Origin of the sequence: Actinoplanes ianthinogenes, from assembly GCF_018324205.1 — a bacterium.
Taxonomy (GTDB): Bacteria; Actinomycetota; Actinomycetes; order Mycobacteriales; family Micromonosporaceae; genus Actinoplanes; species Actinoplanes ianthinogenes.
The window spans coordinates 3,121,688-3,134,837 of sequence record NZ_AP023356.1 but is presented as its reverse complement, the minus strand read 5'-3'; the positions used below and the strand labels follow the sequence as shown (position 1 = coordinate 3,134,837).

Annotated in this window: 7 protein-coding genes; 1 reads left to right on the top strand and 6 read right to left on the bottom strand. The window is 71.4% G+C overall.

Translation table 11 applies throughout. The features are described 5' to 3' along the window. Positions 1–14: 14 nt before the first annotated feature. The 5 genes from Aiant_RS14055 to Aiant_RS14035 form a co-directional block, all read right to left on the bottom strand. Positions 15–1,619, bottom strand: a complete 1,605-nt coding sequence (locus tag Aiant_RS14055; RefSeq protein ID WP_189336969.1) for an ArnT family glycosyltransferase — start codon at positions 1,617–1,619, stop codon at positions 15–17. Between the two features lie 22 nt (positions 1,620–1,641). After that, positions 1,642–3,321 (bottom strand): AMP-binding protein, encoded by a 1,680-nt coding sequence (locus Aiant_RS14050; protein WP_189336970.1) that lies wholly within the window; start codon positions 3,319–3,321, stop codon positions 1,642–1,644. Between the two features lie 81 nt (positions 3,322–3,402). Beyond that, positions 3,403–4,281, bottom strand: a complete 879-nt coding sequence (locus Aiant_RS14045; protein WP_189336971.1) for a CDP-alcohol phosphatidyltransferase family protein — start codon at positions 4,279–4,281, stop codon at positions 3,403–3,405. 162 nt (positions 4,282–4,443) lie between these two features. After that, on the bottom strand, positions 4,444–6,666 hold the full coding sequence (locus tag Aiant_RS14040) for an MMPL family transporter (RefSeq protein ID WP_189336972.1): 2,223 nt from the start codon (positions 6,664–6,666) through the stop codon (positions 4,444–4,446). A 14-nt stretch (positions 6,667–6,680) separates the two neighbouring features. Next, positions 6,681–11,255: a type I polyketide synthase gene (locus Aiant_RS14035; RefSeq protein ID WP_229831507.1), complete on the bottom strand. Its 4,575-nt coding sequence runs from the start codon at positions 11,253–11,255 to the stop codon at positions 6,681–6,683. A 388-nt stretch (positions 11,256–11,643) separates the two neighbouring features. On the opposite strand from Aiant_RS14035, the gene Aiant_RS14030 reads away from it, so the two are divergent. Beyond that, positions 11,644–12,054 (top strand): hypothetical protein, encoded by a 411-nt coding sequence (locus tag Aiant_RS14030; RefSeq protein ID WP_189336973.1) that lies wholly within the window; start codon positions 11,644–11,646, stop codon positions 12,052–12,054. A gap of 57 nt (positions 12,055–12,111) precedes the next feature. Here the strand turns inward: Aiant_RS14030 and Aiant_RS14025 are convergent, their stop codons facing one another. After that, entirely contained in the window at positions 12,112–13,113 is a 1,002-nt protein-coding gene (locus Aiant_RS14025; protein ID WP_189336974.1) for a fatty acid desaturase family protein, read from the bottom strand. Positions 13,114–13,150 lie beyond the last annotated feature (37 nt).

The following is a 13,150-nucleotide window of genomic DNA, read 5'->3' as shown; positions in this document are numbered from 1 at the left end:
ACCAGACCCGATTTTTATCGCTTGTAAATCGTCATGGAATATCCGACTTGGTCGATTGGGGTGCTGGTGTCGAGAAGCTGTTTCAACTTCGGTGAGGCCAGGGCGACCCGGGAGTCGGAAACCACCAGAATGCCGTGCACCTGGTCGAACGGCACCGAGTACGGGTTCTCCGCGGTGATGCCGTAGTAGGCCGGCACGCCGCTGCCCTTGTAGATCAGCCAGATCCGCTGCCCGGCGTAGTCGGTCTTCAGCTTCTGCGACAGCCGGGCCAGGTCCTGCCCCCAGTCGACGTTCGAGTCGTGCAGGTTGTGGTGGGTGTTTTCGGTCCCGCCGAACGCCTCGTTGGAGTACGGCAGGTAATACGGGAAGGTCCGTACCGAGCTGACGGCCGTGGCCACCACCAGGACCACCGCGGCCACCCGGGCCCAGCGGAACCGGACGAGCGCGACGGTGCCGGCCGCGACCGCCAGGAACATCGGCAGGAAGATCACGTACCGGGTGCCGTAATCGCGGGCGCCGGTCATCGCGACCAGCAGCAACACCGCGGAGACGGGGAGCACGTAGAGCGAGGCGACCCGCAGCCGGGGGAGCAGCAGCATGGTCAGCACGCCGGCCGCCCAGAGCGCCAGCATCCCCAGCGGCGTCTTGATCAGCAGTGCCACCGGCAGGTAGTACCAGAGGTTGCCCTTGTAGGCCTCGCCGAGCAGGAAGCCGTTGAAGGTCTGCCGCTCGAACCTGAACTGCATCAGCAGCCCGTCCCGGTAGGCCTGCGGGAACGGCAGCCAGTCGACCGCCAGGCCCTTGAGGCCGCCCGGGTGCGGCAGTCGTGGCGGGGTGGTCCAGCGCAGGTGCGGGTCGGCGATCAGGTAGACCACCCAGACCACCGCGACCGCGATCAGCCCGGTCGCGACGACCGTGCCCAGGCTGATCAGCGTCCGCCGCCGGATCTCGACGGCGCGCTGCGCGTGCCACATCGAGAAACCGGCGAGCAGGACCAGCAACGGTACGGCCGGGAGCGCGCTCGCCCGGGTGGCCAGCGCCGCACCGAGCGCCAGCCCGGCCGGCGGCAGGTAGGCGTACGGCCGCTCCCGCCCCCGCCAGGCCAGCCAGAACGCGGTCAGCAGCAGTCCGGCCGCCGGCACGTCCAGGGTGGCCAGCGACCCGTGCGCGATCACGTCCGGCGAGAACGCGTAGAGTCCGAGCGCGATCAGCCCGCCCACCGGCCCGGCCAGATCCCGCGCGAACGCCAGCACCACCAGCCCGAACAGCAGCGTGAGCAGGATGACCGGCAGCCGGGCGGCCAGCATCAGCCGGCCCGGGTTGTTCCCGCTCTCGTAGAGCAGGTGCCGCCCGAGCGCCGTCTGACTACCCGGGTACGCCGGGTCCAGCCGGTGCACGTCGCCGAACGCCAGCCCGGTCGCCAGGATCAGCTTGCCGAGCGGCGGATGCTCCGGGTTGTACCGCAGGCTGTGCTGCTGCGTGTAGACCTCGGCGGTCGCCACGTACACCGGCTCGTCGATGGTCGGGGTCTGCTGCGTCGCCGTGGTCACCATGGCGAACGCCATCTGGGCCATCATCGCGACGACGGCGAGCAGGTACAACAGTCGGCGTCGCGGCATCGGGCAAAGATAGCCGGTGGGCTCAGCCGCTGAACTCGCCCGGCACAGTGGCGTCCGGGTCGGCGTGTTTGTCCTGTTCGGCGGCGCGCAGCTCGACCCGCCGGATCTTCCCGGAGATCGTCTTGGGCAGCTCGGCGAATTCCAGGCGGCGGATCCGGGCGTACGGCGGCATGTGCGCACGGGCGTGCTCGAAGATCGCCGCCGCGGTCGTCTCGTCCGCCGCCCACCCCTCCGCCAGCAGCACGTACGCCTTCGGCACCGCGAGCCGCACCGGGTCGGGCGACGGCACCACCGCGGCCTCCACCACCGCCTCGTGCTCGATCAGCACGCTCTCCAGCTCGAACGGCGAGATCCGGTAGTCGGACGCCTTGAACACGTCGTCGGTGCGCCCCACGTAGGTGATGTACCCGTTCGTGTCCCGGGCCGCCACGTCCCCGGTGTGGTAATACCCGTCGGCCATCCGCTCGGCGGTCAGCTCCGGGTCGCCGTGGTAACCGACCATCAGCCCGACCGGCCGCGGGTCCATCGCCACGCAGATCTCCCCCTCGTCCGCCTCGGCCCCGGTGACCGGGTCGAGCAGCGCGATCCGGAAGCCGGGCACCGGCCGGCCCATCGAGCCCGCCTTGACCGGCTGCCCGGGGGTGTTGGCGATCTGCACCGACGTCTCGGTCTGCCCGAACCCGTCCCGGATGGTCACCCCCCACTTCGCCGCGACCTGCTCGATCACCTCCGGGTTGAGCGGCTCACCGGCGCCGACCGCGATCCGTGGCGGCGTCTTCAGCTCGGTCAGGTCGGCCTGGATCAGCATCCGCCACACGGTCGGCGGCGCGCAGAAGCTGGTCACCCCGCAGCGCTGCATCTCGGCCATCAGCCGGCTCGCGTCGAACCGGGTGTAGTTGACGATGAACACGCAGGCCTGCGCGTTCCACGGGGCGAACACGTTGCTCCAGGCGTGCTTGGCCCAGCCGGGGGACGAGATGTTCAGGTGCACGTCGCCGGGACGCAGGCCGATCCAGTACATGGTGGAGAGGTGGCCCACCGGATAGGACACGTGGGTGTGCTCGACCAGCTTGGGCTGGGCGGTGGTGCCCGAGGTGAAGTACAGCAGCAGCGTGTCGCCGGCCCCGGTCGGGCCGTCCGGAGTGAAGTCGGGGCTCGACGCGGAGGCCGTACCGTAATCGCGCCAACCCGGCGCCGAGCCCACCGCGATCCGGGTCACGGCCGGATCCACCTGGTCGAACTTGCCGGTCGCGGCGCCCATCGCGATCACGTGCCGGGCGCCGCCCCGGCTGACCCGGGCGGCGGCGTCGGCGGGGCCGAGCAGCGGGGTGGCCGGGATGAGCACGGCGCCCAGCTTGATCCCGGCGAGCACGGTCTCCCAGAGCTCCACCTGGTTGCCGAGCATCACCACGATCCGGTCGCCGCGGCGGACGCCCTGCTCGCGCAGCCAGTTGGCCACCCGGTTGGAGCGCTCCGACAGCTCGGCGAAGGAGAGCCGCTGCTCGCTGCCGTCCTCCTCGACGATCCACAGGGCCGGCTCGTCGTTGCCGGCGGCGATCACGTCGAACCAGTCCAGCGCCCAGTTGAACCGGTCGAGCCGCGGCCAGGCGAACTCCTCGTACGCGACCGGGTAGTCCTCGCGATGGTCGAGCAGGAAGTCCCGGGCGCGGCGGAAGGTGAGGTGAGCCTCGTTGTCGGCCATGCCGCCATTCTGCGCCGCGGGCCGGGGCGGCGGAACGCCCCCGGCGAAACCGCCGGGGGCGTCAGGTGCCGGGGGAAGGGCTCAGACCGTGCTGCGGACGCGGGACTCCTGGTACTCGTCGTACCGCGCCTGCGCCGCCTTCAGTTTCGCCGGGTAGGCCGCGGTGGTCCGGTACAGCTTGTAGATCAGCAGGAACTCGAAGGCCAGCATGGCGGCGCCGGAGAGGATGGTGATCGGGAAGATCAGGCCGGTCAGCGGGGCCAGGATGTAGACGAACATCTCGTACTCGATGCCGCTGAACAGGTGGGTGCGGATCCGGTTGCGCTTGAGGGTGGCGCCGATCCGGCTCTTCAGCGACTGCGGGCGGGCTGCCGCCACCGGCTCGTCGTCGGCCGCCTCGTCGCCCGGCTCGGCCATGTCCTGCGCCGCGTCCGGGTGCACCTCGACCGGGAACTTCAGCGCGTCCAGGTTCTCCTTCATGCCGCGGCGGACCTTGGCGACCTGGCTTCCGTTCAGGTAACGGACCAGGTCCAGGAAGATGGCCACGGACATCAGCCACAGGTATTTCACGTCGTGGTGCTGCGCGTACTGCCCGCCGAACAGGGTGAGCGCGCAGAAGAAGACCCGGACCCGGTCGAGGACGAAGTCCAGCCACTGGCCGAAGACCGTGCCGGTCCCGTTCAGCCGGGCGATCTTGCCGTCCATGCAGTCGACGACGAAGCTCAGGTGGAACAGGATGGCGCCGACGATCAGCCACTGCTGGTCACCCTGCGCGAAACTGACCATGGCGCCGACGCCGATGATCGTCGCGATCAAGGTCAGTACGTTGGGCGTAATCCACCGGTACGGGGCCACGATGCGCACCAGCCGGGATGCCAGCGGGTCGACCAGGAGCACGGTCCACCACGCGTCGATCGGCTTGTAGGTGCGCTCCCGGATTTCCTGCAAGGTCACCTTCACGGGCGGCACTCTAGACCCTAATTGTGTGAAAACACCAAGTGGCCCCACGGTTGCTGCCAGGGGTGAGACGACCGGTGTTGACGGGTAGTCGATTGTCGGACCAGGATACCCGTCCGGCGGTGCGCGGCCTCCGCCGCGCACCGCCGAAATGGGCACAAAAGATCAACCGTGTTCGCGCAGTCCGAGCCGGGCGTGCACGGCTCGCAGCGGCCGCGGCGCCCACCAGTTCCACCGCCCGGCCGCCCGCATGAACGCCGGCACCAGCACCGGCCGGACCAGCAGCGCGTCCAGGATGATCGCCAGGCTGGCGCAGAGCCCGAAGAACTGGATCAGGGACACCCCGGACGAGAGCATGGCCAGGAACGACACCGACAGGATGCCGGCCGCCGCGCTGATCACCCGGACGCTGCGCGACATCCCCTCGACCACCGCGGTGTGCAGGTCGGCGCCCTGCTCGTGCCGCTCGATCACCCGGGACAGCACGAACACCTCGTAGTCCATGGAGAGGCCGAACGCCACGCAGAACAGCAGCACCGGGATGGCCACCGCGAGCGGCGCCCCGGTCTGCCCGAGCACCTCGGACAGGTTCCCGTCCTGGAACACCCAGACCGCCACACCGAACACCGCGCCCATCGTCAGGGTGTTCAGCAGCAGCGCCTTGAGCGGCAGCAGCACGCTGCCGGTGAGCAGGAAGAGCAGCACGAACGTGCTGACCGCGATCAGGATCGCGGCGATCGGCAGGCGCGCCCCGATCGAGCCGGTGATGTCCACCAGCTGCGCGGCCGGCCCGGTGACCAGCACCGGTACCCCGCTCGGCACCGGCACCGCGCGGACCCCGCGGGCCAGATCGGCGCCCTCGCCGGAGTACGGCTCCACCTCGCTGACCACCGAGAACCAGGTCGCGTCGCCGGCCACGAAGCGTGGGTCCGGCCGGCCCGGAGCGACCACGATCACCCCGTGCTGGTACGTGCCGACCATGCTGTCCACCCGGGTCACGCCGGGCACCTCGGAGAGCCGGGCGGCGTAGTCGGCCACCCGGATCCGGGCGTCCGTCCCGGTGCCCCAGTGCTCGGCGACCACCACGGTGGCGCCACTGCCGGTGTCGGCGAACTCGGTCCGGACGGTGTCCGCCACGATCCGGCTCTCCGCCTCCTTGGGCAGCACCCGGTCGTCGGCCACGCCGAAGCGCACGTGGCCGAAGGGCAGCGCCAGCAGGAGCAGGATCAGGATCACCGGGGCCGCGGTGAGCACCGGGCGGCGCAGCACGAACGCGGCGAACCGGCCCCAGAACGCCGGACGCTCCGGACGGGGCCGCCACAGCGCCCACTTGTCGATCCGGTGCCCGAGCAGGGTGAGCAGCGCGGGCAGCACGAACAGCGCCGCGCCGACGGTGGTGAGCACCACGGCGATGCCGGCGAAGGCGAACGAGCGCAGGAAGTACTGCGGGAACACGAGCAGGCTGCACAGCGCCACCGCCACGGTCGCGGCGCTGAACAGGATGGTGCGGCCGGCCGTCCGCATGGTGGCGGCCAGCGCGGTCGTCAGGTCCTCGGACCTGACGCGTTCCTCGCGGTACCGCGAGACGAAGAGCAGGCTGTAGTCGACCGCCAGGCCGAGCCCCAGGGCGGTCGCCATGTTCACCGAGAAGACCGACACGTCGGTGATCGCGGCCAGCAGCCGCAGCGCGCCGAGCGTGCCGACGATCGAGAAGATGCCGATCAGCAGCGGCGCCCCGGCCGCCCCGACCGTGCCGAAGACCAGCAGCAACAGCACCAGGGTGATCGGGATGGCGATCGACTCGGCGGTCGCCAGGTCCTTGGTCACCTGCTCGTTGATGTCGTTGTTGATCTGCGTGAACCCGCCGAAGGAGACCGCGATCGGCCCCTCGGCCGCGAGCTGGTCGTGCAGGGAGCGGGCGCGGTCCGCGCTGCTGTCCTCGTCGCCGTCCACGTGGACCAGGATCATGCCCTTGTCGTGGGCGCGGCTGGCCAGCTGCGGCAGGTGGTTCACCCAGTAGGAGCCGGCCACCGTGACGCCGTCGGCGGTCGCGAGCCGCTGGGTCACCCGCTGGGCGGCGGCCCGGACGTCCGGGTCGTCCACGCTGCCGCCCGGCTTGCCGATCAGCACCACGAGGTTCGGGTCGGCGGTGCGGAAATACGTCGAGAGCACCTGCCGGCCGCGTACCGAATCGGAGTCCGGGTCGTCGAAGCCGCCGGTCTTCAGTGCGGTCACCACGTCACCGCTGAACGCGATCGCCAGCCCGGCCAGCAGCACCGCGAGGAGCAGGACGAGTCGGGGGCGGCGGCTGGTCAGCCGGACCACCGGCCCGGGGGCGACCGGCTGGTCGTCCCCGGCCCGGGGTGGCCGAGTAGTCAGAGAGGTCATCGCAGGTGGCGCTCTCAGGCCGGCTGCGGCACGCGGGCCGGGTCGAGATGCCGGGCGACCAGGTCCACGGTCGTCTCGATGTCCTCGGTGCTGTGCTCGGCGGTGATGAAGAACCGCAGCCGGGCCAGCCGCTCCTTCACCGCCGGGTACATGATCGGGTTCGCGCTGACCCCGTTCTTCAGCAGCGTGTCGGCCAGCTTGAGGGCCTGCACCGAGTCGCCGGTGATGCACGGGATGACCGGGGTGCCGCTGCTCGGCCCGGTGTCCAGCCCGGCCTGCTTGGCCAGCCGCAGGAAGGTCGCGGCCCGGTCGTGCAGCACCTTGAGCCGCTGCGGCTCCTCGCGCAACAGGTGCAGGGCGGCCAGCGCGGCGGCCGCGTTGGCCGGGCTCATCCCGGCGCTGAAGATGAAGCCGGGCAGGGTGTACCGCAAGTACTCGATCAACTCGTGCCGCCCGGCGATGTAGCCGCCGCAGCTGGCGAGGGACTTGGACAGGGTGCCCATCCAGATGTCGACGTCCGTGCGGTCCACCCCGAAGTGCTCGCCGACGCCGCCGCCGCGGGCGCCGAGCACGCCGATGCTGTGCGCCTCGTCGACCATCAGCAGCGCGCCGTGCTTCTTCTTCAGCGCGATCAGGGCCGGCAGGTCACAGATGTCGCCGTCCATGCTGTAGACGCCCTCGACGATGATCAGCACCCGGCGGTACCGGTCGCGGATCCGGGTGAGCAGCGCGTCCAGGGCGGCCAGATCCTGGTGCGGGAACGGCTGCCGGTTCGCCCCGGAGAGGCGGCAGCCCTGCAGGATGCTGTCGTGCGCGAGCGCGTCGTGCACGATCAGGTCCTCCGGGCCGACCATGTGCCCGATGATGCCGACGTTGGTGGAGTGGCCGCCGAGCAGCGAGATCGCGTCCTCGGCGCCGACCAGGGCGGCCAGGCCGCGGTCCAGCTCGTCGTGCAGGGCCCGGTTGCCGGAGAGGATGCGGGCGGCGGAGACCGAGGAGCCGTACCGCTCGACCGCCTCCTTCACCGCGTAGTTGACCATCGGGTGCCCGGACAGGCCCAGGTAGTTGTAGCTGGAGAAGGAGATCAGCTGCCGGCCGTGCACCGAGGTCCGGCTGTTGATCACCGAGTCGTGCACGATGTAGTACGGGTTCGCGACGCCGACCTTCTCCAGGATGGTGCCGCGCGCCTCGAACTGGACGATCTCGGGGAGCTTGGTCACGTCGGCGACCTCGGGGCGGCGGGCCTCGTGACGGGCCTCGTCGCGGGGCACCAGCTCGCGGACCGGTTCGGGCTCCGGCGCCGGTGCCGGAGCCGGCGCGCCGCCGAGCGCCTCGTTCAGCAGCTGCGTCAGCTCACCGACCGTGGCGATCCCGAACACCTGCTCCGGGGCGAGGTCGAGATCCGGCCAGCGGCGCTTGGCCGCGGCGATCAGCTCGGCCGTCATGATCGAGTCGAAGCCCAGGTCGCCGCCGAACGACTGTTCCGGGCGGACCATGTCGGCCGGATAGGCGCTGATCTTGCCGACCATGGCCGCGACCTCGCTGAAGACCTTCCGGTCCTCGGTCTTGCGGGGGGCGGGCACCGGTGCGGGCCGCTCCGGAGCCTTCTCCAGAGCCGCGGGCCGCTCCACGACCGCGGGTCGCTCCGTCACCGCGGGTCGTTCCGCGACCACCGGTCGTTCCGCGACCGCGGGCCGTTCCACCGGGGCCCCCGGTTCGGCGCCGATGTCGCGCAGGACCGCGAGCTGCTCCCGCAGCAAGGAAATGACGTCATTCACCGGAATCGGCGCTCCGTTCCTGGTCACGGCTGCCGGCTGCGCGTCGGGCAGGGCAGGGGAAGGCAATTCGTGTTTGCGGACAAATCGGGCCGCTTCCGTCTTCTTCTCGGTACGCCTGATCGAGTAGTGCTGCGTGGCCAGCGGCGACGGCGGCAGCGTCACCAGCGGCACCCCGAGCCCCTCGAAGAGTGGCGTGAGATCCACCGGCACACCCGCGACGGCCAGCCGGCCCAGTCCTTCGAGCAGGGCGTACCCCTCGTCCGGCTCGGCCGGCATCAGCGCGATCGCGTCCAGCCCGCGCGCCGACGGCGTCTGCGCGGCCATCCCGAGCAGCGAGTCCCCGGCCGAGACCTGCACCAGGATCTTCGCGCCGGCGTCCACCGCCGCGTCCACCGCGTCGCGGAACAGCACCGGCGCCGAACCCTGCCGGCTCCAGAGCGCGCGCAGCGTCTCCGGGTCGACCGGCGCCGCCGGGTCCACGCTGGAGATCAGCGTCCGGATCGGCTTGCGCACCGGCAGGTCGGCCACGTGCACGGCGACCCGGGAGTCGACCTCGGACATCAGCGGGGAGTGGAAGGCGTGCGAGACGCGCAGCGGCACCACCGGCACGTCCCGGTGACGGCACCGCTCGACCAGCCGGTCCACCGCGTCCCGGTGCCCGCTCGCCACGATCTGGGTCGGGTGGTTGTAGCAGCCCGCCCAGACGCCCTCGATGCCGATCCGCAGCTGCTCGAACCCGGCCGCGTCGATCCGGACCGCGGCCATCGTCCCGGGCGCCGGCTCCTCGCCGGAGGTGACCGCGGCGCCGCGCTCGATCAGGAACTCGATGCCGTCGTCCGGGGTCAGCGCCCCGGCCGCGACCGCGGCGGCCAGCTCGCCGACGCTGTGCCCGAGGGTCACCTGCGGGGTCACCCCGAGCTCGGCGAGCAGCTGGGTCATCCCGATCCCGGCCACGCCGAGGCCGGGCTGGCAGATCCGGGTCGCGCTGACCTGCTCCTCGGCGCCCGGGCCGGGGGTGTCGCAGAGCAGGTCGGTGACCGGCGCGCCGGTACGCTCGTCGACCCGGTCGGCGAGCGGCCGGACATGCTCGGCCAGCGCCGGGAAGCGGGCCACCAGGTCGCGCAGCACGCCGGGACGCAGCGAGCCCTGGCCGGGGTAGAGGAAGGCCAGCGAGCGCTGCTCCGGGCTGAGCGGGGTGGTGCTCGCGTACACGCCGGGGGCGAGGCGGCCGGTGGCGCCGGCGGCCAGCTCCCGGGCCGCGGTGGCGAGCCGCTCGGCCAGCTCGGCCCGGGTCCGGCACATCACCGCGAGCCGGGCGCCGAGCAGCCGGCGGCTGGCCGTGGTGCGGGCCACCGCCGCCGGGGTGAGCGCCGGGTCGGCGGCGACCAGGCCGGACAGGCGCTCGGCGTACGTCGCCAGCAGCTCCCCGCCGTCCGCCGACAGCAGCACCACCCAGGGCCGGGTCCCGTCCGCGTCCTCGTCGTCGGTCTCCGGCTCGGGTGCCTCGCTGAGCACCGCGTGCACGTTGGTCCCGCCGAAGCCGAACGAGCTGACCGCGGCCCGCCGCCGGTCGTCGGCCGGCGGCGTCCACGGCCGCGGCTCGGCGGTGATCTCCAGTCCCGCCTCGGCCAGCGGCAGCTCCGGGTGCGAGTCTACGGCCGGCTGCGGCGGCACGGTCCGATGGTGCAGGGCCAGCGCGGTGCGCAGCACGCCGGCGGCGCCGGCCGCCGGCAGGGTGTGCCCGATGATCGCCTTGCCGGAGGAGAGGTAGCAGTGCCGGTCCGCCGACTTGGCCCGCAACCGGCGGATCGCCTCGATCTCCACCTTGTCGCCGACCGTGGTGCCGGTGCCGTGCGCCTCCAGGAAGTCGATCGCCCCCGGCTCCACCCGCGCGTCCCGGTACGCGGCCCGCATCGCCGCCTCCTGGCCCTCCGCCCGCGGCGTCATCGGCCCGGCGCCCTTGCCGTCGTTGGCGGTCCCGATGCCGTTGAGCACCGCGTAGATCCGGTCGCCCGCCTCCAGGGCGTCGTCCAGCGGCCGCAGCACCGCGAGGGAGCCACCCTCGCCGAGCACGAAGCCGTCGGCCCGGGCGTCGAACGGACGGCACAGCCCGGCCGGCGACAGCGCGCCCACCCGGGAGAAGCCGACCAGCGCGTTCGGGGTGAGGTTCAGGAACACCCCGCCGACCAGGGCCGCGCTGCACGAGCCGGTCCGCAGGTGGTTGACCGCCTCGTGCATCGCCACCAGCGCCGACGAGCAGGCGGCGTCCACGGCGAACGACGGGCCGCCCAGGTCGAGCAGCTCGCTGACGGTGGCCGGGGCCATGTTGAGCAGCGAGCCGGCCATCGAGAACGACTGCGGCGGGTCGATCGCCACCTTGGCCGCCTCGGCGATCGCCGCGAGCAGCTCCGGGTCGTTGGCGTTCGGCGACAGCGAGCCGTCGGCCAGCATGCTCGCGGTCAGCCGGGCCCCGGTCATGTCCTTGTAGTCGGCGGTGCTCAGGCCGACGAAGACGCCGGTGGTCGACCGGTCGAACGGCCGCCGCTCCCAGCCGGCGTCCTGGACCGCCTCCCGGGCCAGGTCGACGAGCAGCCGGTGCTGTGGGTCCATGGCTTTGGCACGCCGCGGCGGGATGCGGTGGTGCAGGGCGGCGAACTTCTCGACCTCGTCAAGAAAGGCCACCCGGTCGGTGTACGTGGAATGCGTGTCACGGAAATTCGTGGAATAGAATGTCTCGTGATTCCAACGCGCCGACGGTACGGGCCGGAATTGATGAGCGGCGGCCAGTGAGTTCGCCCAGAACTCGACCACGTCGCGCGCCCCCGGAAAACGGCAGGATAGGCCGACGATGGCAATGTCCAATGAAGTTCCCCATGCTTGCGTGCCTGAAGGTCCGCGGAGTGCGGCCAAATAAAGCGCGGAACAGGCCGATGACGGGATGCGCTTTGTGAGCAGAGGCTAACCCACGCCGGGGATTTTGCACGGAAGCCGCAACGGCGTTTTTGCGAGACCTTCCGCAGCTTCCTGCCAAAGCTAAAGCACTCCCGTTCCGACCGGTGTGATCTTTACCTCGGGATCACCCGAGAGTATTAACCGCGTGTCCCCCCGAGCGGTTTCGCACGTTGTTCGGATGCCGGCCGCGTCACTCGATGGTGTGTCGGTTTGGGAATTTTGACCGCTTCGCCTAGTTTCGTGCTCCATGAAGCACACGACCATGCGGTGGCTCGCCGCGGCCGTGGCGCTGGCCGGCATCGCCGCCTCCAGCCCCGCCCAGGCCGCGCCGAACTTCCGACCCATCCGGATGAACGCGACCGCCTACTACGGCACGCTCGACGTCATCGCGCGCGAGACCCTCGGGCTCAAGGCCCACTTCACGACCTGGGACGGGCACCCGGTGGCCGGCCTGCCGATCCAGTTCACCACCACCGGCGAGCGGTTCCCGCTCTGCGAGGCGACCACCGACTTCGGTGGCTGGGCCGAATGCAAGAACGGGCCGGTCCCGCCGCCCGTCTCGCTGGCCAACCTGCTGGTCAACGGCTACGACGCGGTCTGGCTCGGCAACCGCCGGTTCGCTCCGGTGAGCGCGCACAACAACATCGGCATCGGCTGACGCCGATCGGGAAACGGCCATGGGGCGCGCCTCGGCGCGCCCCGGGCCGAACCGGACTCACGACCGCAGGACGGCGCTCACCTCGTGCAGGTGGCGCAGCGCCTGCCGATAGGAATCCACCAGCCCGGTCATCTCGTAGGGCACCCCGATCTCCGCGCAGTACTCCCGCACGATCGGCTGCGCCCGGCGCAGGTGGGGCGTCGGCATCGCCGGGAACAGGTGGTGCTCGATCTGGTAGTTCAGCCCGCCCAGCGCCACGTCGACGAACCGGCCGCCCCGCACGTTGCGTGACGTCAGCACCTGCTTGCGGAGGAAGTCCTCGGTGCCGTCCGGATGCGGCATCCCCTTGTGGTTGGGCGCGAAGGTCATCCCGAGATACACCCCGAACAGCGCCTGGTGCACCACCAGGAAGGCCAGCGCCTGGAGCGGGGTCAGCACCAGCAGCAGCGCCGCCGCGTAACCGGCGAAGTGCACCCCCAGCAGCGCCCACTCCCGCCCGCGCTGCTTCACCGACCCGCTCCGCAGGGCCCGCAGACTGTCCCGTTTCAGCGACAGCCCGAGCAGCGTGAGCAGCGGGAAGAACAGCCACGCCTGGTGTTTCTGCACGAAGCCACCGCCGCGCGCCTGCTCCGGTGACCAGACCAGCACGCCCGCCCCGACGTCCGGGTCGAGATCGTCGTGGTTCGGGTTGGCGTGGTGCTTGGTGTGCTTGTCCATCCAGTAGCCGTACGACATCCCGATCGCCAGGTTGCCGGCCAGCAGCCCGGCCCGCGAGCTCGGCTTGTTGGTGCGGAACACCTGCCGGTGCGCCAGATCGTGCGCGACCAGCGCCACCTGGGCGAACACCACGGCCAGGAAGGCCGCCACGGCGAGCGTCCACCAGGACGCGCCGACCAGGACGAACGCGGTCCAGCCGCCGGCCAGGGCCAGGGCGACCAGACTCAGGCGCAGGGCGTAGTAGCCGGGCCGGCGGCGCATCAGCCCGGCGGCGTTGATCCGCCGGTTGAGCTCGGCGAAGTCGCTCCCCGTGACGCGGGGTCGTTCGGTCGTCGTCGTCATGGACTCAGCCTCGCGGAACGCGCGCGCCCGGTCAGGA

What these genes read in the sequence shown, in the direction of transcription:
- Aiant_RS14055 (WP_189336969.1), bottom strand. Translation starts at nt 1,619, where the DNA reads ATGCCGCGACGCCGACTGTTGTACCTGCTCGCCGTCGTCGCGATGATG.
- Aiant_RS14050 (WP_189336970.1), bottom strand. Translation starts at nt 3,321, where the DNA reads ATGGCCGACAACGAGGCTCACCTCACCTTCCGCCGCGCCCGGGACTTC.
- Aiant_RS14040 (WP_189336972.1), bottom strand. Translation starts at nt 6,666, where the DNA reads ATGACCTCTCTGACTACTCGGCCACCCCGGGCCGGGGACGACCAGCCG.
- Aiant_RS14030 (WP_189336973.1), top strand. Translation starts at nt 11,644, where the DNA reads ATGAAGCACACGACCATGCGGTGGCTCGCCGCGGCCGTGGCGCTGGCC.
- Aiant_RS14025 (WP_189336974.1), bottom strand. Translation starts at nt 13,113, where the DNA reads ATGACGACGACGACCGAACGACCCCGCGTCACGGGGAGCGACTTCGCC.